General features: G+C 35.5%; 23 protein-coding genes and 1 pseudogene. 14 read left to right on the plus strand and 10 right to left on the minus strand.

The genetic code is table 11. The annotated features are described in order from the left end of the window. Positions 1-5: 5 nt before the first annotated feature. The 3 genes from rnjA to def all read right to left on the minus strand — a co-directional run bounded on the left by rnjA (position 6) and on the right by def (position 2944). Positions 6-1673 (minus strand): ribonuclease J1, encoded by a 1668-nt coding sequence (gene rnjA / locus ACFQ3N_RS09995; RefSeq protein ID WP_390361966.1) that lies wholly within the window; start codon positions 1671-1673, stop codon positions 6-8. Between the two features lie 2 nt (positions 1674-1675). Further along, entirely contained in the window at positions 1676-1885 is a 210-nt protein-coding gene (locus tag ACFQ3N_RS10000; protein WP_390361968.1) for a DNA-dependent RNA polymerase subunit epsilon, read from the minus strand. A gap of 507 nt (positions 1886-2392) precedes the next feature. Continuing rightward, the gene (def, locus tag ACFQ3N_RS10005) at positions 2393-2944 is read right to left on the minus strand and encodes a peptide deformylase (RefSeq protein WP_390361970.1); all 552 of its coding nucleotides are present in this window, start codon (positions 2942-2944) and stop codon (positions 2393-2395) included. 269 nt (positions 2945-3213) lie between these two features. Between def and ACFQ3N_RS10010 the strand changes: the two genes are divergently transcribed. The 5 genes from ACFQ3N_RS10010 (at position 3214) to lpdA (ending at position 9233) form a co-directional block, all read left to right on the plus strand. Next, positions 3214-3921: a YkyA family protein gene (locus ACFQ3N_RS10010; protein ID WP_390361972.1), complete on the plus strand. Its 708-nt coding sequence runs from the start codon at positions 3214-3216 to the stop codon at positions 3919-3921. A gap of 484 nt (positions 3922-4405) precedes the next feature. Further along, positions 4406-5488 (plus strand): pyruvate dehydrogenase (acetyl-transferring) E1 component subunit alpha, encoded by a 1083-nt coding sequence (gene pdhA / locus ACFQ3N_RS10015; RefSeq protein WP_390361974.1) that lies wholly within the window; start codon positions 4406-4408, stop codon positions 5486-5488. 3 nt (positions 5489-5491) lie between these two features. Beyond that, positions 5492-6469, plus strand: a complete 978-nt coding sequence (locus ACFQ3N_RS10020) for an alpha-ketoacid dehydrogenase subunit beta (RefSeq protein ID WP_390361976.1) — start codon at positions 5492-5494, stop codon at positions 6467-6469. A gap of 28 nt (positions 6470-6497) precedes the next feature. Then, on the plus strand, positions 6498-7820 hold the full coding sequence (locus ACFQ3N_RS10025; RefSeq protein WP_390361978.1) for a dihydrolipoamide acetyltransferase family protein: 1323 nt from the start codon (positions 6498-6500) through the stop codon (positions 7818-7820). Positions 7821-7823: 3 nt separating this feature from the next. Next, positions 7824-9233 (plus strand): dihydrolipoyl dehydrogenase, encoded by a 1410-nt coding sequence (gene lpdA / locus ACFQ3N_RS10030; protein ID WP_390361980.1) that lies wholly within the window; start codon positions 7824-7826, stop codon positions 9231-9233. 416 nt (positions 9234-9649) lie between these two features. On the opposite strand, the gene ACFQ3N_RS10035 is transcribed toward lpdA, so the two are convergent. Continuing rightward, entirely contained in the window at positions 9650-11170 is a 1521-nt protein-coding gene (locus ACFQ3N_RS10035; protein WP_390361982.1) for a glycine betaine uptake BCCT transporter, read from the minus strand. Positions 11171-11566: 396 nt separating this feature from the next. Between ACFQ3N_RS10035 and ACFQ3N_RS10040 the strand changes: the two genes are divergently transcribed. Continuing rightward, positions 11567-12433, plus strand: a complete 867-nt coding sequence (locus ACFQ3N_RS10040) for a polysaccharide deacetylase family protein (RefSeq protein WP_390361984.1) — start codon at positions 11567-11569, stop codon at positions 12431-12433. 299 nt (positions 12434-12732) lie between these two features. Beyond that, a complete protein-coding gene (locus ACFQ3N_RS10045) occupies positions 12733-12837 on the plus strand; it encodes a GapA-binding peptide SR1P (protein WP_390361986.1) in 105 nt (34 codons plus the stop codon). Between the two features lie 49 nt (positions 12838-12886). On the opposite strand, the gene ACFQ3N_RS10050 is transcribed toward ACFQ3N_RS10045, so the two are convergent. Then, on the minus strand, positions 12887-14359 hold the full coding sequence (locus ACFQ3N_RS10050; RefSeq protein ID WP_390361988.1) for an aminotransferase class I/II-fold pyridoxal phosphate-dependent enzyme: 1473 nt from the start codon (positions 14357-14359) through the stop codon (positions 12887-12889). 184 nt (positions 14360-14543) lie between these two features. Between ACFQ3N_RS10050 and ACFQ3N_RS10055 the strand changes: the two genes are divergently transcribed. Next, positions 14544-15500, plus strand: coding sequence for an NAD(P)H-dependent flavin oxidoreductase (locus tag ACFQ3N_RS10055; protein WP_390361990.1), 957 nt, complete (start codon positions 14544-14546; stop codon positions 15498-15500). Between the two features lie 18 nt (positions 15501-15518). Next, positions 15519-15800 (plus strand): UPF0223 family protein, encoded by a 282-nt coding sequence (locus ACFQ3N_RS10060; RefSeq protein WP_390361992.1) that lies wholly within the window; start codon positions 15519-15521, stop codon positions 15798-15800. Positions 15801-15822: 22 nt separating this feature from the next. Here ACFQ3N_RS10060 and ACFQ3N_RS10065 read toward each other — a convergent pair whose 3' ends face one another. Continuing rightward, positions 15823-16440, minus strand: a complete 618-nt coding sequence (locus tag ACFQ3N_RS10065) for a YktB family protein (protein WP_390361994.1) — start codon at positions 16438-16440, stop codon at positions 15823-15825. Positions 16441-16702: 262 nt separating this feature from the next. On the opposite strand from ACFQ3N_RS10065, the pseudogene tnpB reads away from it, so the two are divergent. The 3 genes and pseudogenes from tnpB to ACFQ3N_RS10080 all read left to right on the plus strand — a co-directional run bounded on the left by tnpB (position 16703) and on the right by ACFQ3N_RS10080 (position 19221). Beyond that, positions 16703-17875 (plus strand): annotated as a pseudogene (tnpB, locus tag ACFQ3N_RS10070) (IS200/IS605 family element RNA-guided endonuclease TnpB). A gap of 199 nt (positions 17876-18074) precedes the next feature. Further along, a complete protein-coding gene (locus ACFQ3N_RS10075; protein WP_390361996.1) occupies positions 18075-18266 on the plus strand; it encodes a hypothetical protein in 192 nt (63 codons plus the stop codon). Between the two features lie 148 nt (positions 18267-18414). Next, positions 18415-19221 (plus strand): inositol monophosphatase family protein, encoded by an 807-nt coding sequence (locus tag ACFQ3N_RS10080; protein ID WP_390361998.1) that lies wholly within the window; start codon positions 18415-18417, stop codon positions 19219-19221. Positions 19222-19235: 14 nt separating this feature from the next. On the opposite strand, the gene ACFQ3N_RS10085 is transcribed toward ACFQ3N_RS10080, so the two are convergent. Continuing rightward, positions 19236-19406 (minus strand): DUF5325 family protein, encoded by a 171-nt coding sequence (locus ACFQ3N_RS10085; protein ID WP_390362000.1) that lies wholly within the window; start codon positions 19404-19406, stop codon positions 19236-19238. A 136-nt stretch (positions 19407-19542) separates the two neighbouring features. Here ACFQ3N_RS10085 and ACFQ3N_RS10090 point away from each other — a divergent pair, with 136 nt between their 5' ends. Continuing rightward, positions 19543-19845 (plus strand): YlaH-like family protein, encoded by a 303-nt coding sequence (locus ACFQ3N_RS10090; RefSeq protein WP_390362002.1) that lies wholly within the window; start codon positions 19543-19545, stop codon positions 19843-19845. Positions 19846-20393: 548 nt separating this feature from the next. Here ACFQ3N_RS10090 and ACFQ3N_RS10095 read toward each other — a convergent pair. Next, complete coding sequence (locus ACFQ3N_RS10095; protein ID WP_390362004.1) at positions 20394-20597, minus strand: YlaI family protein; 204 nt, start codon at positions 20595-20597, stop codon at positions 20394-20396. 141 nt (positions 20598-20738) lie between these two features. Here ACFQ3N_RS10095 and ACFQ3N_RS10100 point away from each other — a divergent pair, with 141 nt between their 5' ends. Further along, the gene (locus ACFQ3N_RS10100; protein ID WP_390362006.1) at positions 20739-21047 is read left to right on the plus strand and encodes a hypothetical protein; all 309 of its coding nucleotides are present in this window, start codon (positions 20739-20741) and stop codon (positions 21045-21047) included. Positions 21048-21097: 50 nt separating this feature from the next. Here the strand turns inward: ACFQ3N_RS10100 and ACFQ3N_RS10105 are convergent, their stop codons facing one another. Together ACFQ3N_RS10105 and ACFQ3N_RS10110 are read right to left on the minus strand one after the other, a co-directional pair. Further along, positions 21098-21700 (minus strand): YhcN/YlaJ family sporulation lipoprotein, encoded by a 603-nt coding sequence (locus ACFQ3N_RS10105; RefSeq protein ID WP_390362007.1) that lies wholly within the window; start codon positions 21698-21700, stop codon positions 21098-21100. A 234-nt stretch (positions 21701-21934) separates the two neighbouring features. After that, entirely contained in the window at positions 21935-22423 is a 489-nt protein-coding gene (locus tag ACFQ3N_RS10110; RefSeq protein WP_390362009.1) for a hypothetical protein, read from the minus strand. Between the last annotated feature and the right edge of the window lie 208 nt (positions 22424-22631).

Raw genomic sequence — 22631 nt, forward strand, 5'->3', positions numbered from 1 at the left:
GTTAATTATACTTCCATTATTATTGGTAAGATCATTGGTCTACGTTTTGTTTTGTCATAAAGGAATGGTGCTATGGTATCTGTAATTTCATTTTTAATTTCAGACCATTGTGTTGTTCTTCTTTCCATTACTTTATTTAAATGAGAAGCTACAAGCTTTTGAGCCTCATTGATAAGATCTTCTGATTCTCGCATATATACAAACCCGCGAGAGATAATGTCTGGACCTGAAGCAATTTTAAACTCTTTCATATTAATACTTACTACTACCATAACAAGTCCTTCTTCAGATAATATCCGTCGATCACGTAACACAATATTTCCAATATCACCGATACCACTACCATCCACATACACAGAACCAGATGGGATCTTTCCTGCTACCATTGCGTTATCTTTTCCTAGAGCTAGTACATCTCCAATGTCCATAACGAATGATTTATCATAGTCTACATCACATGCTGCAGCTAGCTTCGTATGTTCTTTTAACATACGATACTCACCATGAATCGGCATAAAGTATTGTGGTCTAATAAGACGTAACATTAACTTTTGTTCTTCCTGACTGCCGTGACCAGATGTATGAATGTCGCTTAATGGTCCATGAATGACATCTGCTCCAGCACGATAAAGCTTATTAATTGTCCGGCTAACACTTACGTTATTACCAGGGATTGGTGAAGAAGAAAATACGACCGTGTCACCAGGAATAATTTGTATTTGTCTATGTGTACCATTCGCAACTCGAGATAGAGCAGCCATTGGTTCACCTTGAGAACCAGTACAAAGAATGGTTACTTCATTTGCAGGTAGTTTATTGATTTGATTTGCCTCAATAAACGTATCCTTTGGAGCAACAATATAACCTAATTCTTGTCCAATTCTTATTGCTGATTCCATGCTACGACCAAACACAGCCACTTTACGATTATGTTTAACTGCACCTTCGATCACTTGTTGCAGTCTATAAATATTAGAAGCAAAAGTTGCGAAGATTAGTCTCCCATCAACTCTTGAGAATATATCACTAATATTCCCACTTACAACCTTCTCAGACATAGTGAAGCCGGGTACTTCACTATTTGTACTATCTGAAAGTAAGCAAAGTACGCCTTCTTTACCTATTTCAGCCATTCTTGACAGATTTGCTGGTTCTCCAACGGGTGTGAAGTCAAATTTAAAATCACCTGTGTGAACAATGTTTCCTGGTGGTGTTTTAACGACTATCCCGTATGAATCAGGGATACTATGTGTTGTACGGAAAAAGGAAATAGATGTTTTACGGAATTTTATAACATCGTCTTCTTGAATTGTATTTAACTTTGCAGTTCTTAATAGTCCATGTTCATCCAATTTGTTTCTAATTAATCCAATTGCAAGTTTCCCTGCATAAATCGGCACATTAATTTCACGTAAGAGATACGGGATTCCCCCAATATGATCCTCGTGTCCGTGAGTAATGAATAAGCCTTTAATTTTATCTTGGTTTTGTATTAGGTAAGTGTAATCTGGAATAACATAATCAATTCCAAGTAACTCATCTTCAGGAAATTTAATGCCAGCATCGATTAAAATTATTTCATCCTGAAATTGAACACCATACGTATTTTTCCCTATTTCACCTAGTCCACCTAATGCAAATACAGCTGCTTGGTCATTCTTTACAAATTTCATAATTAGACTGACTCCACTGCGAAGTGCTCAGATTGCTTTTCATATTCTAGATGTGCTGGATCTAATGGATGGATGAATTCAATATTATAGTTGCGATCTTTAAGTTTAATGCGTACGTCTTTCTCAGCGTCAGCTTCAATGTAGAGACTTTTTGTGCGTTCACGTACAGGGACTTCATAGGGTAATTCTTGATAAAAAACTTTGTAAATCATATTATCTCTCCTAACTTCTTTTACATGTCTTAGTTTATTTTTTTCATTACGAAATATAGCTGCTCCGTAACAGCCTGTAATGAGAGTTCAGTTCGTTTAAATTATTTCCGTAACAACATTAATTACATCATGTATAAACCTGTTCTTGCTGTGATTGGTATTTTATTGTGATTTCTTTTCACAAGTAGTAGGTACACGTTCTTTGCCTAAAAAATCCTTCCAGCGTTTTTTTAGCTTTTCTTTTAGGCGTTTTAACATGAGAGATACATCTCCTTTCTAAATTTTTAAAAGAAAAGCAATAAAAACGTTCTACCGATCCAATCCCGATTACTTATAGTATAATATGGATTGGCAAATATTGAAATGAAAACACTTCATTTTAGTAAAAAATTGTTAATATTGCAGGTGAAAGATATCTCTAGAACGCTTGAATTCCTTTATGGATATTTTTTGCTTAGAATGGATTCTTATACAGAATTCATTTTAATAAAGAAAAGCGAATGATATTTACTCTATTGGTTTGGCGTTTTCTGGAGCTAAATATGGATTTTCTTTGTTTATGTAATCATAGAACATGATACCATTTAAATGATCAATTTCATGTTGAAATACGATAGCAGGATAATCTCGTAAACGTAATTTTAATTCATTACCTTCTTGATCATGTGCTTTAACGGTAATCCTTGCATAACGAGGTACATAACCTTCTACATTTCTGTCAACAGAAAGACAACCTTCCCCTGAAGTTAAATAGGCTTTTTCAACGGAGTGACTAACTATTTTAGGATTAATTAAACCGTGGCTATAGAGTTTTCCTTTCAAATCTTCAAAATGTACAGCTACTATACGTTTGTTAATCCCTAATTGAGGTGCAGCTAATCCTACCCCCGGACGCAACTCATATTCAGCAGCAATTTGATCATCTTGGCTATTTTTTAAGAAGGTAATCATATTTTCTACTAATTCCTTGTCTACTTGCTCTATTGGTACTTGAACTTCTTTAGCAATTTCTCGTAGTGAGGGGTGTCCTTCTCGGACGATGTCTTTCATGGTTAGCATAATATATCTCTCCTTACATTTACCTATATCTCATAAATTGGTTATAACGAACTTTTATATTTAGTTTATCATATAATCGTGCTAATTCGTTATGATAACTATAAATGATAGTAATCATAATATATCGATAGATAGCATAGTTTAATGTTAGGACAAGCATAAAAGTTATCGATTCTAATCATTTTGTACTGGTAAATTTATGTTATACTATGTTTATTATAAAAAAGGAACATTGCTCATATGCACCTGAGAATGAAGGAGGAAAAATAGTGTCATACAAAAATTTAATAGTATATATGGCATTGGGTTTACTTGCAGTTTTATCAGCATGTAATGGTACTTCTGCTCAAGAGGAAGTCTATAATCACTTAGAGAAAGCAGTAACATTAGAAGAAACGTTTCAACAACAGCAAGAGCCGATTGCTGAATTAGAACAAAAAGAACAAGAGTTATATAGTGAAATTATAGATTTAGGTATGGATGAGTTAGACAAAATAAAAGAACTTTCCAACGAAGCAATTGGTGTAATTGAGGAACGTTCCGAAAAAATTGAATTAGAAAAAGAAAGCATTGATTCTTCAAAAGGGGAATTTGTTCAAATTGAGCCTTTAATTGAAGATATAGAATCTGAAAATGCCCAATCTAAGGCAAGTGAAATGTACGAGGTAATGATGAATCGATATAAGGCATATTCTGATCTTTATAGTGTATACAATGAATCATTAACATTAGAAAAAGAGTTATATACTATGTTACAAGAAGATGATATTGAACAAGAGGATATAACAGAACAGATTAATAAGATCAATAGCAGTTACCAGGAAGTAATAGAAGCTAATGAATTATTTAATGAATATACAGTGGAGTATAATGCACTAAAAAAAGAATTTTATGATGTAGCAGAAATAAGTGTGGAATATGAGGGTGATTCTCCAACAAGTGGGGAAGAGGATACAGATGAAAGTGAAAATGACTAACTATATAATAATGAAAAGAAAGGGAACTAAATCTACCCAGGTTTAGTTCCCTTTCTTTGTTTTTTAACAGGTATCATCACTATTCAAGTATTAAAAAATGTTGAATAAGTAAATATGATTTTTGTTTCTATTTTAACTTTTTAATGAATGAATCAGAATAATACAGTTCATTTAATGCATTGTAACAGTTTAGGTCAAACGAAATATGTGTTAAAAGTTTGCTATAAAAATATGTGAATTAGAAAAACAAAGTGTTTGACCTAGTAGGTGATTATAGGCTAAACTAATTTATAATGATAATTGTACCAGTTGAAATCGCACTATTAATGTAACAGTTTTTGAAACGGTATTTGAAAATGATTAGTAAAAATCAAAAATGGGTACAAGAATAAGAGCATAATGGTACAGATTTTTTTCATTTTTTGGGAAGGCTAGAAAAGAAAAAAATAATAAAGGATATACAGAAAGGAAGAGGTGAACTATTTTGAAACACGTATTAGAAAGTGTTGAAAGTCAGTTCGAAATGTTCCAAATTCTTAATGAAGATGGAAAGATTGTCAATAAAGATGATATGCCCGACCTCTCGGATGATGACTTAAAAGAAATTATGAGAAGAATGGTTTATACACGAATCCTAGACCAACGTTCTATTGCATTGAATCGTCAAGGACGTTTAGGTTTTTATGCACCAACTGCAGGTCAGGAAGCATCACAATTGGGAAGTCAATATGCCTTAGAACAAGATGACTTTCTATTACCTGCATATCGTGACGTCCCACAGCTTATTTGGCAAGGTCTTCCGTTGTATCAGGCATTTTTGTTCTCTAGAGGGCATTTCCATGGGAATCAATTTCCAGAGGATGTGAAAGGATTAAGCCCACAGATTATAATTGGTGCTCAATACACACAAGCTGCTGGTGTTGCACTTGGGATGAAAAAACGTGGCAAGAAATCAGTTGCTGTAACATATACAGGTGATGGCGGTACATCTCAAGGGGATTTCTATGAAGGAATCAACTTTGCAGGTGCATACGGTGCTCCAGCTATATTCTTCATTCAAAACAACCATTTTGCTATTTCTGTTCCGGTAGAAATGCAAACAAATGCAAAAACACTTGCTCAAAAAGCAGTAGCAGCAGGGATTGAAGGAATTCAAGTAGATGGTATGGATGTGCTGGCTGTTTATGCCGTTACAAAAGATGCTCGAGAGCGTGCAATTAATGGGGACGGCCCTACATTAATTGAAACAATAACATACCGTTATGGACCACATACAATGGCTGGTGATGATCCAACTCGTTACCGTACTGATGAATTGGATGACGAATGGGAAAAGAAAGATCCACTTGTACGTTTTCGTAAATTCCTAGAAGAGAAGAAACTATGGTCTAGTGAGGACGAAGATAAAGTTATTGAAGAAGCAAAAGGAGACATTAAGAAAGCTATTAAAAAAGCAGATGAATACCCTAAACAAACCGTTACGGATCTAATCGAAAACATGCATGAAGAACTTCCACCGAATCTACAAGAACAGTTGGAAGAATACAAAGAAAAGGAGTCGAAGTAAATCATGGCACAAATGACAATGATTCAAGCAATCACTGAAGCAATGCGCAATGAATTGAAAAATAATGAAAATGTGCTTGTATTTGGTGAAGATGTTGGCCAAAATGGCGGTGTATTCCGTGCAACAGAAGGATTACAGGATGAGTTTGGCGAAGAACGTGTATTTGATACGCCACTTGCCGAATCGGGAATTGGCGGCCTTTCAATAGGTTTAGCATTACAAGACTTCCGCCCAGTTCCGGAAATCCAGTTCTTCGGCTTCGTTTATGAAACAATGGATGCAATCAATGGTCAAATGGCTCGTTTGCGTTACCGTACAGGTGGCACGCAATCAATGCCAATAACAATCCGGTCTCCATTTGGAGGTGGGGTGCATACACCTGAACTTCACGCGGATTCCCTTGAAGGTTTGATTGCACAACAACCAGGAATAAGGGTTGTAATTCCATCAACACCATATGATGCAAAAGGATTATTAATTTCTTCCATAAGAAACAATGATCCGGTCTTATTTTTAGAACATATGAAGCTGTATCGCTCATTCCGTGGTGAGGTACCTGATGAAGAATATACAGTTGACCTTGATAAAGCTGATATAAAACGTGAAGGTAAAGATGTAACACTTATAGCTTATGGGGCAATGGTTCATGCTGCATTAAAAGCAGCTGAAGAATTAGAAAAAGATGATATTGATGCTGAGGTCATTGATCTTCGCACAGTTTCCCCTATCGATATAGATACTATTTTAGAGTCAGTTAGGAAAACAAATCGTGTGGTTATGGTTCAAGAAGCACAACGTCAGGCTGGTGTCGGCGCACATGTTATCTCAGAAATACAGGAAAGAGCTATCCTGCATCTAGAAGCACCAATATTACGAGTGAATGCACCAGATACAGTCTATGCGTTCTCAGCAGCTGAAGAGGTATGGCTTCCAAATCATAAAGACATCGTAGAAAGAGTTAATCAAGTAATCAACTTTTAAATAAAATTATAGATTGGAGGTAGTAATAATGGCATATAATTTTAAATTGCCTGATATTGGTGAAGGTATCCATGAAGGTGAAATTGTAAAATGGTTTGTTAAAGAAGGCGACGAAGTAAAAGAAGATGATGTGCTTTGTGAAGTGCAAAATGACAAAGCCGTTGTTGAAATACCATCTCCAGTAGAAGGTCCAGTTACAAAAATACATGTTGAAGAAGGTACTGTATCGGTGGTTGGAGATACAATCATAACAATTGATGCAGAAGGTTATGAATCAGATGAAGGTGAATCTGAGGAGACCGGTAAAGAAGATAAAGAAGAAACATCTAAAGATGATAAACAGGACATGAATGACGATAAACAGGACACGAAAGACGAAAAACAACCAGACACAAAGGCAGATAATGATGATGAATCTGAATCAGATAATAAGCGTGTAATTGCAATGCCTTCTGTTAGAAAATATGCACGGGACAACGATGTTAACATTCAAAAGGTAAATGGCTCAGGCAAAAATGGCCGCATCCTGAAAGATGATATTGATAGTTACTTAAGTGGTGATCAAAAGTATGACACTAAAGATACCAAAGAGGAAACTACAACAGAAGATAAACCATCGATCGAGGCACCAGTAGCACCAAAAGGAGAATATCCAGAGTCTCGCGAGAAAATGAGTGGTATTCGTAAATCAATCGCAAAAGCAATGGTTAATTCAAAAACAAAAGCGCCACATGTAACATTAATGGATGAAGTCGATGTTACGGAGCTTGTTGCACATCGTAAGAAATTTAAAGCTGTAGCAGCTGAACAGGAAATTAAGTTAACTTATCTACCGTACGTTGCTAAAGCACTAGTGTCAGCCTCCAAAAAATATCCTATTTTAAATGCGGCTGTCGATGATGAAACAAATGAGATCATTCATAAGCATTACTATAATGTAGGTATTGCTGCTGATACTGATAAAGGTCTACTAGTACCTGTTTTAAAAGATGCTGATCGTAAATCAATTTTCACCATATCAAAAGAGGTTAATGAATTGGCAGAAAAAGCTCGTAATGGTAAACTAGCATCTGAAGAGATGAAAGGTGCATCGAACACAATCACTAATATTGGATCTGCTGGGGGACAGTGGTTTACTCCGGTTCTTAATTATCCAGAAGCAGTAATTCTGGGAATTGGCCGTATTGCAGAGAAGCCAATTGTTCGTGATGGAGAGGTTGTAATTGCTCCTGTTCTTGCACTTTCAATGAGTTTTGATCATCGTATTGTAGATGGAGCTACTGCACAATTAGCTTTAAATCAAATCAAGCGATTATTGAACGATCCACAATTAATTATGATGGAGGCGTAGATTATGGTAGTAGGAGATTTTCCAATTGAGTTAGACACATTAATAGTAGGGTCTGGTCCTGGGGGATATGTAGCAGCTATAAGAGCAGCACAGTTAGGACAGAAAGTTACTATTGTAGACAAAGGTAATTTAGGTGGAGTGTGCTTGAATGTCGGTTGTATTCCTTCTAAGGCATTAATTCAAGCTGGTCACTTAACTGAGTATGCTCATGGTAATGAAGAATTGGGAATTAAAACGGAAAATGTATCTGTTGACTTTTCAAAGGTTCAAGAGTGGAAGGGCAGTGTTGTTAATAAGTTAACAACTGGTGTAGAAGGACTTTTAAAGGGTAACAAAGCTGACATTGTTAAAGGTGAAGTTTATTTTGTAGATAAAAATACAGCTAAAGTTATGGATGAAAAAAACTCTCAAACATATACATTTAATAATTGCATTATAGCTACAGGCTCCACACCAATTGAAATTCCTAGCTTTAAATATTCTGATCGCGTTCTGGATTCAACGGGTGCACTTAATCTTGATGAAATTCCAGAAAAGATGGTTGTAATCGGTGGAGGATACATTGGAATTGAGTTAGGATCTGCATATGCTAACTTTGGAACCGAGGTAACGATCATAGAAGGTACAAAAGATATTCTTGGCGGATTTGAAAAACAAATGACACAGCTTGTTAAAAAGCGTTTGAAGAAGAAAAACGTTAAAATTATTACTGAAGCAATGGCAAAAGGTGTCGAAGAGTCCAAAGACGGTGTTAAAGTAAGCTATGAAGCTAAAGGTAAAGAGGAAACAATTGATGCTGATTATGTACTTGTAACAGTAGGTCGTAGTCCAAATACAAAAGAGATTGGCCTTGAGCAAGTTGGAATCGATGTTGACGATAAAGGACTTGTCAAAATTAACAAACAATGTCGTACAAATATAGATAACATCTATGCTATCGGGGACATTGTAGACGGACCACCTCTTGCACACAAAGCTTCTTATGAAGGTAAAGTGGCTGCTGAAGCAATTAGTGGCGAAAAGTCAGAGATTGACTATATCGGAATTCCATTAGTAGTATTCTCTGATCCAGAACTTGCTTCTGTTGGATATAATGAAAAAGATGCTAAAGATGCAGGATATAAAGTGAAAGCTTCTAAATTCCCATTTGCAGCAAATGGCCGTGCATTATCATTAAACAATAGTGATGGTTTCTTAAAATTAATTACTAGAGAAGAAGATGGTCTTGTTATCGGTGCACAAATCGCAGGGCCAAACGCAAGTGACATGATTGCTGAATTAGGTTTAGCAATTGAAACTGGTATGACAGCTGAGGACTTGGCGTTAACTATTCACGCACATCCAACGCTTGGAGAAATAACGATGGAAGCTGCTGAAGTAGCTATGGGTACTCCAATTCATATGATGAAATAAAATTAGGGAGCCGCATGATTGTGGCTCCTTAATTCTGGAATTTATTAAAAAAGGCTAGACCACGTTAAAATGGTCTAGCCTTTTTTTAGCAGATAAGAAAGTATAAAACTTTCTTATCTGCATAAGTGCAACTAGGTCATTCGCCATAAAGACTTGGCGAAAGCCAAGTCTTCTAATAGTTTCAGGAAATTATAAAATTTGGAGCCTGTAGAAAATTTATTAACTGTTTGAGCGACGTACAGGACAAGGAAGGCTACGACGGCAAAACATCGCACGAAGAAAAAGCGAACTTTTTTTCAAGGACGTACTAGTGCCGATGACGCCACAGGATAAGGAAAGCTTCCCTGAAAAAACAAAAAGTGCTTTTCTTTTCCAAGACCGTGGCGAACATAGCGCGCTTGTGCTTTGGGTCGTATTTATCTTTTCTTTTTTAGATCTATTTCTTTCGCCTCTTCTTTAAACGATTTTAGTAAGGAAAATATCATGAGTATGATGATGATGGCAAATGGGAAAGCGGCGATAATCGATGCCGTTTGTAATGCTCCTAATCCACCTTGCCATAATAATACTGCAGCTGCACTTGATTGGATTATTCCCCAAATAAATTTCACTTTATTAGGTGGATATAAACTGCCGCCGGTTGTCTGCATTCCTAGTACAAAAGTTGCTGAATCGGCTGATGTTATAAAGAAGGTACTAATTAATAGTATTGCAATGATTGACGTGAACGTACTTAAAGGAAATTGTTCTAAGACAGCAAATAATGCTGCTTCTGTACCTATATCATCTACATGCTGCATGATATCTGCACCTTCAAAATATTCTAAGTTAATTGCTGATCCGCCAAATACGGAGAACCACAATGCACCAAAGATCGTCGGTACTAGTAAAACGCCAAGTACAAATTCTCTGATTGTTCTTCCGCGTGATACACGCGCAATAAAGGTACCAACAAATGGCGCCCATGCAATCCACCATGCCCAATAGAAAATGGTCCAATCTTTAATCCATGTGTTATCTTGATTGAAAGGTGTCATCCTAAAACTCATGCTAGGTAGATTTTGAATATAACTACCAAATGTAGTAGTAAATAAATTCATGATGAAATTAGTTGGTCCCAAGAATAGCAAAAATAACATTAACGTTATGGCTAAAATAATATTAACGTTACTTAAGTACTTAATACCTCGATTAAGACCGGTCATAGCAGAAATCATATATAAAACAGTTACGATCGCAATTAATACTAATTGCAACGTTATGGATTGATCAAGGTCTGTTATAAATGATATACCACCACTAATTTGAATGGCACCAAATCCTAACGATGTTGCTACACCGAAAATCGTTGCAAATACTACAATAAAATCAATTAATGTACCCCATGGTCCCTTAACACGTTCACCGAGTAAAGGTTCTAAAATAGCACTTACAACACCGGGTGATTGTTTTCTGAATTTAAAATAAGCCAGAGCTAAAGCAACAATTGCATAAATAGCCCAAGGGTGTAATCCCCAGTGGAAAAAGCTGTATTGCATAGCTGTTTTAGCTGTATCGCCAGTTGTTTCTTCTCCAAAAGGCGGTGAATGGTAATGAGATAAAGGTTCAGCTGCTCCCCAAAATACTAAACCAATCCCCATACCTGCACTAAATAACATGGCAAACCAAGTTATATAATTATACTCAGGCTCATCACCAGGTTTGCCAAGCTTTATATTTCCATATTTAGAAAATATTAAGTATATGGCAAATACCAAAAATGCAGAAGCACTTAACAGGTAAAACCAACCGAATTTATCCACTATGAAAGTTTGAATAATACTCGTTACGTTATTCAAATTAGCTTCAGGTAGTATATCTTCTGGAATAATACCCCAGACAATAAATAAAATTGCTACAATTGCCGAAATATAAAATACGCGGGTTACTTTCTTCATTAAGTCAAATCCTTTCTGATATCTTATTCAATAAAAGTACACATTTTTTTATACAACTTAGTATTTAAACACAACATTCTTTAATGTTCAAACTAAACATTCGACATCTTTTTTAGTATGTACTTACTATAACCTTTTTAAGGTTATATGATTCGACCGAATCTTTATAGACTTCCTATTTTCTTACCCTTTCAGAAACGATTGTAAACAATCCATAAATATTTATGAATATGGTATAGTCAAATACAGCCTAATTTAGATATAATATGACAAAGGTATTTTTTTAGTAGATAAGAAAGCCTAAAACTTTCTTATCTACATAAGTGCAACTAAGGCTTTGTCCATTAAGGCTTGGCGATAAGCCAAGTTTTCTAAAAAACAACAGGAGGGGACATATTGAAGAAGTATTTTTGGCTTTTAATAGTATTAATCTTTTTTACCGCATGTGGAAGTAATGAATCTACTGAAGAGATAGAGAAGGAAAACGTGAATTCAAGTGATCAGACAGAGGACGAGTTACAGGAAGAAAATGGGGATAGTCAACAAACCGATGATGAAGATCAAAATGAGGAACCAGAAGAATACACGGAAGAAGAAACAATAGAAGCTAGATATAAAGTTAATGAAAATGCTACAGTTGTCCCACTGAATGATGAAATAAATGAGGAAGTTGTATTACTTACTATTGATGACGCACCTGATACATATGGGTTAGAAATGGCTAAAACACTTAAGAATCTGGATGTTAATGCAATTTTTTTCGTGAACGGACATTTTATTGATACTCCTGAAGAGGAGGAAGCTCTACAAGAAATTTATGATATGGGTTTTGCTATAGGCAACCATACATTTAGCCACAAAAATTTAAAAAATATATCCCAAACAGAACAAACAGAAGAAATTGTTCATTTAAATGACAGGATAGAGGAGATTATAGGTGAACGTCCTTTATTTTTCCGTGCTCCACATGGTGTAAATACCGACCATTCCAATCAAGTTGCTGGTGAAGAAGGAATGGTAGTAATGAATTGGACTTATGGATATGATTATTTTGAACCATACATGGACGTAGATAAATTGACAGAAGCAATGATTACTGGAGAAGGCCCAGAAGTAGATGTGCCGTATTCACTACTGAAGCCTGGTGCCAATTTATTAATGCACGCTAGAGAGTGGACAGCAGAAGCGCTAGAAGATATCGTTGTTGGCCTGCAGAATAAAGGGTATGAGATGGTTGACCCAAATTTAATAGAAACAAAGTAACATCCATGCAGTCAGCTAGGGAATAGCTGGCTGTTTTTTTGGTAGATAAGAAAAATTTCTTATTTACATAAGTGCAACTAAGGCTTTCGCATTAAGGCTTGACTATAAGCCAAATTTTCTAAAATTTCCTGAATAATGTATACTATTTCCTTATTTATGATCATTATTATCACGTTCTAAAAACAATAAAATAACATATATATTAAATGTGTTATACTTTTAATCTTGAAAATTGTAATGTAATACATTATAATAATGTTATACAGTTAATTAATTTTAATAAAAGGAGTTGGACCAGAATGGGCACAATCGTATGTCAAGATTGCCAACAAGTTATCGAACATTATGATGAAGAAAAAGTAACTACCCTTTATGGAACCTGTCCTACTTGCAATGATAAATAATTTAAAATGATATAAAAACGAAGCTGCATTGGCATAATGCAGCTTCATCTTATTTAAAGGGCTTATGTTCTTTTATAACGTGAATGGTACTAAGTGTTTCATCTTCAAGTCCCTGAACAGGTAATCCTGCATTAATGTTTTTGTTTATATATGCAATATTATCTTCTGTAATAATTTCACCAGGTATAAATATAGGAATTCCTGGTGGATAAACCATAATCGACTCTGCACTAATTCTTCCTGCTGAATTTTCAAATGGAATAGTTTGGGTTTCGGCATAGAAAGCATCTCTTGGTGTTAATGCCAACAATGGTATGGAGGGGACAGTCACCTCTATTCTTTTTTCTTCCACCTGTTCTTTTTTGTTTTCAGAAAGATGTTTTAATGCAGACACAAGTTTTTCTATTGTATAGAAAGAATCTCCTGGTGTGATGACACATAATAGGTTATACAGATCTGATAATTCAACTTCTATTGCATAATTTTCGCGTAGCCAGACTTCTGCATCGTAACCAGAAATGCCTAATTCTTTTACAGAAATAATAAGTTTTGTTGTATCAATATCATAAATTGCCTCGCTACCAACTATCTCCTTCCCAATACATGAGATGTGGGGGATGTTATTTATTTTGCTTCTAGCATGATCAGCAAGTTCAATAGCTTGTTCTATTAGTTCATTGCCTTTTGTTGCAAGTTGTTTTCTAGCAGCGTCGAGTGAAGCTAATAATATATAGGATGTTGACGTAGTGGTTAGCATAGACATAACCATTTGTATGCGTTCAGCAGCTATTAAATTGCCTTTTAAATTTAATACAGAGCTTTGTGTTAATGATCCTCCTAATTTATGCACACTAGTTGCTGCAAGGTCTGCACCTGCTTGCATAGCGGATAATGGGAGTTTGTCATGAAAATGAATGTGTATTCCGTGTGCTTCATCCACTAACACCGGAACATGATAAAGATGTGCGATAGAAACTATTTCCTCAAGGTCAGCTACCACTCCAAAGTAGGTAGGATTAATAACTAAGACAGCCTTTGCATCTGGATGTGCTGTCAATGCATTTTTTACAGCTGAAGGCGTGATACCATGAGAAACACCTAACACATTATCAAGCTCTGGATGAATAAAGATAGGTGTAGCACCTGAAAAAATGATTGCCGAAGTAACTGATTTATGAACATTTCTAGGAACAATTATTTTGTCTCCTGGGTTGCATACACTTAATACCATTGTCATAATGGCACCGCTTGTTCCTTGAACAGAAAAATACGTGTGATCAGCACCAAAGGCTTCTGCTGCAAGATCTTGTGCCTCTTTAATAATTCCATGGGGGTGATGCAAATCATCTAATGGAGCAATATTAATTAAATCAATAGCAAACACATTGTCCCCGAGGAATGCCCGGAATTCAGGTTCAGTTGCTCTTCCCTGCTTGTGACCAGGGATATGGAATTGGATAGGATTTTTTTTGATGTGAGCTAATAATCCAGAAAATAATGGAGTTTGGTATTGTTTGTCCACTTAAAACACCTCGCTATAGAGAGCATAAAATAACTAATGTATTATAGCAAACTAATATAAGGAAAGCCAATAAGTATTTATGTTATGCGTTGTTAATTAAAAAATAATCTGTATTTCTAAAATTAGCCATATAACAGTTATACATGGTAGGATAAGATAAAAATAATGATGGGGGAGAGAATAGATGAGTTGGCAAACGAGAGTTACAGATTTACTACATATTAAATATCCAATCATTCAAGGAGGGCTTGCATATCTAGCATATTCTGACCTTGCAGCTGCCGTTTCGAATGCAGGTGGATTAGGTCAAATAACTGCAATGAGTTTAGACAACCCAGACCAATTACGTAATGAAATTAAACGCGTAAAAACATTAACAGATAAGCCATTCGGTGTTAATTTTGCAATTGGCCAACAAAGAAGACCATATGAGCATATGGTAGAAGTGGCAATTGAAGAAAAAGTTCCTGTTATTTCCGTTACAGGTGGAAATCCTAAAGGTGTATTGGATATGGTCAAGGACCATCCTATTAAAAAACTAGTACTTGTAGCTGCTAGAAGGCAAGCAGAGAAAGCTGAGGAACTAGGTGCAGATGCAGTTATGGTTGTTGGACAAGAAGGTGGAGGTCATTTAGGTCGGGGGGATATTGGAACATTTGTCTTAACACCTCAGGTTGTTGATCATGTATCCATTCCAGTTATTGCTTCTGGGGGTATTGTGGATGGCCGCGGAATGATGGCGGCACTTGCTTTGGGTGCAGAAGGAATAGAAATGGGTACTAGGTTTATAGCAACAAAAGAATGTGTTGATGCTCATCCCAGCTATAAACAAGCAATTCTTGATGCCGATGAGAATGCTACAGTAGTAATTAAACGCTCACTCGGAACACCGGCAAGAGCTTTGAAAAATCCATGGACAGAACAAATCCTTCACATAGAGAAGAAAGAAGAGGGATATGAATCACTTAAGGGTTATATAAGCGGTAATGCTAACAAGCGTTATATTTATGAAGGGAAAGAAACAGAAGGGTTTGGTTGGGCTGGGCAAGCTACAGCACGTATTCATGATTTGCCAACCGTTCAGGAACTAATTACTGCGATGATGGATGAAGCAGAAGAAATTAGACAAAGATGGAAGTAGAAACAGAGGTGATTATCAATGGATTATAACTATCCAATTGATGAAACATGGTCAAAGGAAGAGATAATTGATGTGGTTAACTTTTTCTCTTTAATAGAGAAAGCTTACGAGGATAAAGTAAAACGTGATCAACTAATTGCATCCTATAAAAGATTCAAACAAATTGTTCCATCCAAAAGTGAGGAAAAACAGCATTTCGCTTCATTTGAGAAAAATTCTGGTTATTCAAGCTACCGGGTGGTAAAAGAAGCAAAAGAAACAGAGCATGAATTTTTAAGCATGAATCAAGGTACCCGTTAAACGTATACGGATACCTTTTTTATTATCTTACTTGTAATGCCTTTTTATAGAATGGTATTAACGAATCCACTGTTTGTTTCACTGTTTCTATGAAAGCTTCTCCGTCAGAAGTACGATGATCATCAAACGCTAGATGTTTCCCGATAAGAAATTCTGCTTTTTTGACATCACGAAATCGTTCCAGATGGCTAACCTCTAATTCGTTCAATGGAATCGCATCTTTTTTAGTATGATCGAGAGATACTACATAATCCTTAGGAAGTTGTTTAATTTCGTTAAAGCTCTCGATAAAGGATTTCGCCATTTTCTCCTTATTATCAAGTTCATAAATAAGTGCTAACCAAATAAAAACATGATCATCAAATAAACCTACTTGAAAATGTGGGTGTTTTTTGTAACCACGTTTATTATCAGCCACAGCTAACCAGGTGTCATTAGGTGGATTGACTGTTCGTCTGGCATGTCTTGCAATGTGTAAAAAGACTTCGTTTCCCAAGTGAACAGATAAGTAATCTACAAGATCTTCACCAATCATTTGAAATTTGGGTTGTATTCTTGTTTGGATTGCTTCCATTCTTTCCTCGAGACCATCTATTTGGAATGTATTAAAGTCTGCTTTTGAAAATCCCTTAAATTCCATTCATATCATCCTTTATATTTAGTTTATAATAATTATTATTAAGCATGGATGAATGCAAGTCAAGTTTTTATCTGAAATAGGCGATAAAACCCCCATTTTCAAGGAATGAGAAGGGCGTCAACCCAATGAGTAAGCGGGGGATGAATCGCCTTCGGACAAGGGATGGCTTTTGCTATCTCATAGTCCGACATACAATCAAGAGAAACAAATGTTCGTATTTTGTCTCCTTTTTTATATAATTGGATAGAGGGGGTGAAAATCAATGAAAGTGAAAAAAGCTTACAAATTTCGAATCTATCCAAACAAAAACCAAATAGTCTTCATTCATAAAACAATTGGATGTTCTCGTTTTGCTTATAACTATTTCGTAGGTAAGCAAAAAGATAAAGATGTATATTGGTATATGGTGAATGAGATGGTACAAAATGGTCAGCTTCCTTAGAACAATTGGAAAGGTGGTTTTTTTAATAAAAACCAATCCATTAAAGGTGTTCGTGAATTAAAAGAATACTATCCATTCTTGAAAGAAGTAGATAGCATCGCTCTTCAAAAATCAGTTGAAATTGTAAATGATTCCTATACACGTTACTACAAAAAACAAAACGATGAACCCCGTTTTAAATCCAAGAAGAACCCTATTCAATCGTACACGACAAAATATGCAAATGGAAATATCTCTGTTTTGGATAAACATATCAAACAACCAAAGCTGGGTCTCGTCTGTTTTGTCAAAAGTCGTGAAGTAGAAGGGCGTATCATGAACGCAACCATTAGACATAATCCTTCGGGTGATTATTTCATTTCAATTTTGACAGAAACCGAAGTTGAACCACTTAGAAAGACAGATTCATCCGTAGGGATAGATGTAGGACTAAAAGACTTTGCTACTCTTTCAGATGGTGCAGTCTACCCAAACCCTGAATTTTTTCGACTATTAGAGGAAAAGTTAGCAAAAGTCCAACGTATCTTATCAAGGAGACAAATTGGATCTGCTAATTGGCATAAACAAAAAATAAAAGTCGCTTGTATTCATGAGAAAATCGCTAATGCTAGAAAAGATATGTTGGACAAAATCTCTACCGAGATTGTCAAAAACCACGACATCATCGGGATTGAAGATTTGTCGGTGAAAAATATGTTAAAAAACCATCATCTTGCAAAAGCAATTAGTGAAGTATCATGGTCACAATTCAGAACGATGCTAGAATACAAAGCGAAATGGTACGGAAAAGAAGTCGTAACCGTAGCCAAAAACTTTGCTTCAAGTCAGCTATGTTCTAATTGCGGTCACAAACACAAAGACGTTAAAAATCTTGCTTTGCGTGAATGGACGTGTCCAACGTGCAACAGTTATCACCAAAGAGATTTTAACGCAAGTATCAATCTTCGTAATGAAGTATTACGATTAACCGCAGGAACTGTGAGGATAGCCTAATCCACAACTGACCAATAGGTTGGTGTTCTTAGGAATCCTCCACTTCAATCAGACCGTAAGGTCGATAAGTGGTAGGTAGTTCAAATCTGTTTATATTTGTTTCAAAGTGGGAAAAGTAATAAAAGAAATAATAAATTAGAACAAATTATTTAAAAGCAACATATATATAATAAAAGCCTTAGGAAAGGTTGTGGAAAAGTTGAAATATGTAATAGAGGCATTACGACGTCAGGAAGCAAAAGAAAAATTACCGGTTATTCGCATGGAGATCGATTATGAGCTTGTTACACTTCACGATGCATTACAGGTTGATGATAAGGTGGAAATTATTAAGTCAAAAGAACGGTTGGAGCAATTACGACTGCAATTGCTTAGGATAGAAAATGAATAGATGGTATAAAACGGGACCTCAATGAACATGATTCATATTAATATATGAATACATATTGAGGTTCTTTCATGATTTTGATTCAATTTCATGACTACAGTCCTCCTATTTGATACTATGAGAATACACAATAAATAGTGGAGGAAAACAGATGAATAACGAATTACGTAATATACATTACTTACAGGCTAAGGAATGGATATTTGAGGCGGGTAGAACCATTAGAAAAAAAATTAATGATCCTATGGTTGTAGATACAAAATCAAGCGCAAAAGACCTTGTTACTACAATGGATAAAAACACGGAATACTTCTTCGCTGAAAAGATTAGAAAAACATATCCTGATCATTTTCTTTTAAGTGAGGAAGGTTATGGGGACGACTTGGATTCAATGGACGGTACTGTTTGGATAATTGATCCGATTGATGGCACGATGAATTTTGTTCATCAGAGGCGCAATTTTGCTATATCAGTAGGTATTTACCATCAAGGTGTTGGAGAAATTGGCTTCATTTATGATGTAATGAGTGATGTTTTATACAGTGCCAAACGAAATAATGGGGCATTTAAAAATGATGAAAAATTAGAACCATTAAAAAAACATATAAACTTAGATGAATCCATTATTGGTTTAAATCATTATTGGCTATGTAATAATCATTTAGTTGATGAGATGGAAATGCAGAAATTAGTAAGAAAAGTCCGGGGAACGAGGACCTATGGTTCTGCGGCACTAGAATTTGCATTTGTAGCAGAAGGTATTATGGACGGTTATTTGACAATGAGCCTAGCTCCGTGGGATGTAGCAGCCGGAATTATTATTGTTAATGAAGTAGGGGGCATCACTACGAATATAAGTGGGGATCCTGTGAACATGCTTACGACTAATTCGGTATTAACGTGTAATCCCTCTATAAAGAATACAATCATAAATGATTATTTGTATAAAAAGAAGTGACCCAGTCGACTGAGTCACTTTCTCTTTCTCTTTAACGATAATCCATAACCCATAATTGCGAATCCTATAATTAAAAATAATAGAATTAACCAGATATTGCGAAAGGCAATTGCGATTCCAACTAGTAAGAACATCAAAATTACTAGAGACGCTAATAAAAGCATGGGAAAATTTAAATTTTTCATGATGACACCTCTATTTCTACATCAATTAGTATATAATATCCGCATGGAAAATTCAAAATGTTAATATAGTACTAGCATATGAATAAGAATTTTAGTATGATTAGAAAAGAGTTTGCAAGATTATTGGAGGAAACATATGATTTACGAATACATCATTAATAATTATGGTACAGAACACACTTACGCTATCTTTTATGTGCTTAATCTTATTTTTGGTATCCTTGCATTTAAATTGGGTTTTGCTAGAAAGCTACCAGTTATAAAATCAATATTAGTTTATATAATGCTTGCAATAGGAACATATATTATAACCATTTTCAGTATTCTTCCAACTGCAATGACACAAAAGCCGTTACCTATGACAGAAAGTTTAATTGTTATTGCCCTTGTAATGGGATTATATCGAATTCGTCTACATCAACAACGAAAATCAAAATAGCATAACTTAACGAAAGGCTGTTTTCCGAAGTATGGAATCTTAACTCGCAGTTGATATATAATGCGACGTAACTTGAGATGATGGTTGGTGCTTTTACTCGCTCTGGAAATACACTTCGCGCACCTTAGGGCGGCTGGCCTATCCTCCCGCAGGATAAGGAAAGCTCCGGCAGCATTACATCGCACGCAGAAAATTGGTCTGTATTTTCAAGGAGTCTTCGTCTATTCCGGTTGCTAATATAGTGCTATCTGATAATTAATAGCAGCGTAGCGAGAAAAAACTTATAATGCAGCTTTACCAGTTCGGGTGAGCGGAGGGAGGTGACTCCTGCGGGAACAGCACGTGTCCGAAGACCCCGCAGAGTGGTTTTCTCGAGGAGGCTGAGGCCGTGCCCGCGGAAAGCATCCGCCCGTAGCGATCCCGGACGGCGGCAATAGCACAACTTATAGAAATCAACTAAGCGTTACGTCGCATTTTATATCTATAGCAACAAACTCATGCGAAAAGAGCTTAACGAAAAAACTCCCATTGGGAGTTTTTATTGTTAGTTAAATTAATTCGTCTTTTCGTTTCTTTTTCTCATATAATCGAAAATTACCAGTCGCATGTCGCTTTCTGGTATTTTCATCAACTCTGTTGTAGCATGTATCACATAAATACATATGAATTCTGCGATTTCTTAATCGTTTAGCTTCGAAAGAGTTGTCTTCAATGGATTCAATCGTATCGCAAATTACACATTTAACTTGCATATTTTCACCTCTAAACTAGGCTTTTATACCTTATACTATAACATATGATAGGCGACTAGTGAAAGAGGTATATATAGAAGGTTTTATCTTAAAATAGATTGGGAACAGTTATATAAGATAAATAGTTGAAAGGGCGATTCGATGAAAAAACGATGTGCTTTATCAGTAGTTGGAGCAATGGGAGCAAGTGTAGCAAGTGTAGCAGGTTATTTCTTAACAAAACAGGAAAATAGAGAAAAAGTTAAAGAAAAGGCAAAGTCTTTTACAAAAAGAATGAAGCGTAATGATACGCATTCAACGTTAGAAGATGCTGGCATTCCAGATCAAACGGGAAATAAAGATCCTGCACAGCTTGAAAATGCAAAAATGGTCTCTGAAGGTTCACAATTTGGCGTTGAATATTATAATGAAGTTAAAGCAGAAAATAATGAAGATAGTTTTAAAAAATAAATATAAGTAAGAGGGGGTTTTCTTCCTTTAAGAAAACCCCCTCTTACTTTTTATTCCTGATTCTGTTGATGTGATTGCTCTTCTTCAATTTCATCTAACTGTTGTTCATCTTCTTCTGGGATTACTTCTTTATTTTGGTCTGGACCTTGTGGTCGGTCATCATTGATGGGGAAGTCCGGCATATATCTACCTACTATTGCGGACAGTTCATCCACAACTCCTTGGACGGGATGTCCTTGGTTAATTTTATTTCCCATTCCACGTAGTCTTTCCATAACGTCCGCATCGGCAACAACCACTGCAGTTTTACCATATGGGTCATGTTGTAAAGCTTCTAAAACTGAATACTTAATGGACCCTACTCTAGAACGGTCTAGTTCTTGATCGACATCGATTCCTACAACAGCATATGGACCTGCTACGACAGATGCAGCATCATTAACATTTGGCACACTACTTGCAATGTTTGCCAAATGATCAGCCATTTCTCCGTTATTTAAATCTTTTCGTTGATTAGGATCAGAATTCTCTACCTGAACAAAACGATCTGTATTATTTGTATCCTCAGTTGGCAAAGATTCCTCCTCTTGTTGTTGACAGCCAACCATTAAAATAACAATTAAGCTTGAAAGTATCCCTAAACGTAAAATCATAAAGTACTCCTCCTTTAAAGGGACATAGGCTAAATCCTGTTATTTTATTTTGGTTTTAATGGGTTAAATTATACTTATAGCGTCAAATTTCCATAAAAACAGATTAGAAAACTTGGCAATCGCCAAGTTTTTATGGCGAATGGCCTAGTTGCACTTATGCAGATAAGGAAAGTTTTATGCTTTCTTATCTGCCAAAAAAAGCTGTTACAACATGTAATCAGCTTTTTACGGAATCTATTCTATTATTATTTTTTGAACTCCAACGATTGGATTATCTTTATTTGAGCCATCTTGATAATAAAGGTGGACAGGACCGTTCTCTTTTAATGGCTTACCATCAATAGCGAAAAGTAAGTAACTATTTTTTAGCTGTGTGAGGGAAACAGATACATCATCTGAATCGGTAACAAGCTTGGCTGATTTTGCATTGTTTTTAATTTCTGCATGGTCGATAAATTCATGAAGTGGCATTACATATGAATTTTCTAAAATTTTCTCTCTCTCAAATTTGGAAATACTCTTATTTACTGGAGGGTTAATCTTTTGTTGATATATTTCACGATTCCACCTTTGTGCTGCTTGCTCCAATTCATCGACTTCTTCAGTAATATTATTTTTTTCATTGAACGCTTCGTCTAATAAAACTTTACGATCATCAAAAATCCATACTGTAGGATCGAGTGTTATGCTATATGTAACATTTCCTATAATAGGTACTATCATTATTTTCCCACCTTTTTTATATTTCTTTAACAAGAATAGCAGACATATATAATTTTTTCATCACTTAAGTACGCATGAAGAAAAATTCAAATTTAATTTTAATTTTATTTGCATTTTCCCACATCTAACGATAATATAAATAGAAGGAAACTTATTTTATTTAGAAAGTAAACAATACTATCAATCATACCTTTTACCATTTAAAATG

The organism is Virgibacillus byunsanensis, from assembly GCF_042675965.1.
GTDB classification, from domain to species: Bacteria; Bacillota; Bacilli; order Bacillales; family Amphibacillaceae; genus Virgibacillus_R; species Virgibacillus_R byunsanensis.

Excerpts from the sequence above, each read along its gene's own strand:
- rnjA (WP_390361966.1), bottom strand. The coding sequence starts at position 1,673 with ATGAAATTTGTAAAGAATGACCAAGCAGCTGTATTTGCATTAGGTGGA.
- ACFQ3N_RS10000 (WP_390361968.1), bottom strand. The coding sequence starts at position 1,885 with ATGATTTACAAAGTTTTTTATCAAGAATTACCCTATGAAGTCCCTGTA.
- def (WP_390361970.1), bottom strand. The coding sequence starts at position 2,944 with ATGCTAACCATGAAAGACATCGTCCGAGAAGGACACCCCTCACTACGA.
- ACFQ3N_RS10020 (WP_390361976.1), top strand. The coding sequence starts at position 5,492 with ATGGCACAAATGACAATGATTCAAGCAATCACTGAAGCAATGCGCAAT.
- ACFQ3N_RS10025 (WP_390361978.1), top strand. The coding sequence starts at position 6,498 with ATGGCATATAATTTTAAATTGCCTGATATTGGTGAAGGTATCCATGAA.
- lpdA (WP_390361980.1), top strand. The coding sequence starts at position 7,824 with ATGGTAGTAGGAGATTTTCCAATTGAGTTAGACACATTAATAGTAGGG.
- ACFQ3N_RS10035 (WP_390361982.1), bottom strand. The coding sequence starts at position 11,170 with ATGAAGAAAGTAACCCGCGTATTTTATATTTCGGCAATTGTAGCAATT.
- ACFQ3N_RS10045 (WP_390361986.1), top strand. The coding sequence starts at position 12,733 with ATGGGCACAATCGTATGTCAAGATTGCCAACAAGTTATCGAACATTAT.
- ACFQ3N_RS10055 (WP_390361990.1), top strand. The coding sequence starts at position 14,544 with ATGAGTTGGCAAACGAGAGTTACAGATTTACTACATATTAAATATCCA.
- ACFQ3N_RS10060 (WP_390361992.1), top strand. The coding sequence starts at position 15,519 with ATGGATTATAACTATCCAATTGATGAAACATGGTCAAAGGAAGAGATA.
- ACFQ3N_RS10065 (WP_390361994.1), bottom strand. The coding sequence starts at position 16,440 with ATGGAATTTAAGGGATTTTCAAAAGCAGACTTTAATACATTCCAAATA.
- ACFQ3N_RS10080 (WP_390361998.1), top strand. The coding sequence starts at position 18,415 with ATGAATAACGAATTACGTAATATACATTACTTACAGGCTAAGGAATGG.
- ACFQ3N_RS10085 (WP_390362000.1), bottom strand. The coding sequence starts at position 19,406 with ATGAAAAATTTAAATTTTCCCATGCTTTTATTAGCGTCTCTAGTAATT.
- ACFQ3N_RS10090 (WP_390362002.1), top strand. The coding sequence starts at position 19,543 with ATGATTTACGAATACATCATTAATAATTATGGTACAGAACACACTTAC.
- ACFQ3N_RS10095 (WP_390362004.1), bottom strand. The coding sequence starts at position 20,597 with ATGCAAGTTAAATGTGTAATTTGCGATACGATTGAATCCATTGAAGAC.
- ACFQ3N_RS10100 (WP_390362006.1), top strand. The coding sequence starts at position 20,739 with ATGAAAAAACGATGTGCTTTATCAGTAGTTGGAGCAATGGGAGCAAGT.
- ACFQ3N_RS10105 (WP_390362007.1), bottom strand. The coding sequence starts at position 21,700 with ATGATTTTACGTTTAGGGATACTTTCAAGCTTAATTGTTATTTTAATG.
- ACFQ3N_RS10110 (WP_390362009.1), bottom strand. The coding sequence starts at position 22,423 with ATGATAGTACCTATTATAGGAAATGTTACATATAGCATAACACTCGAT.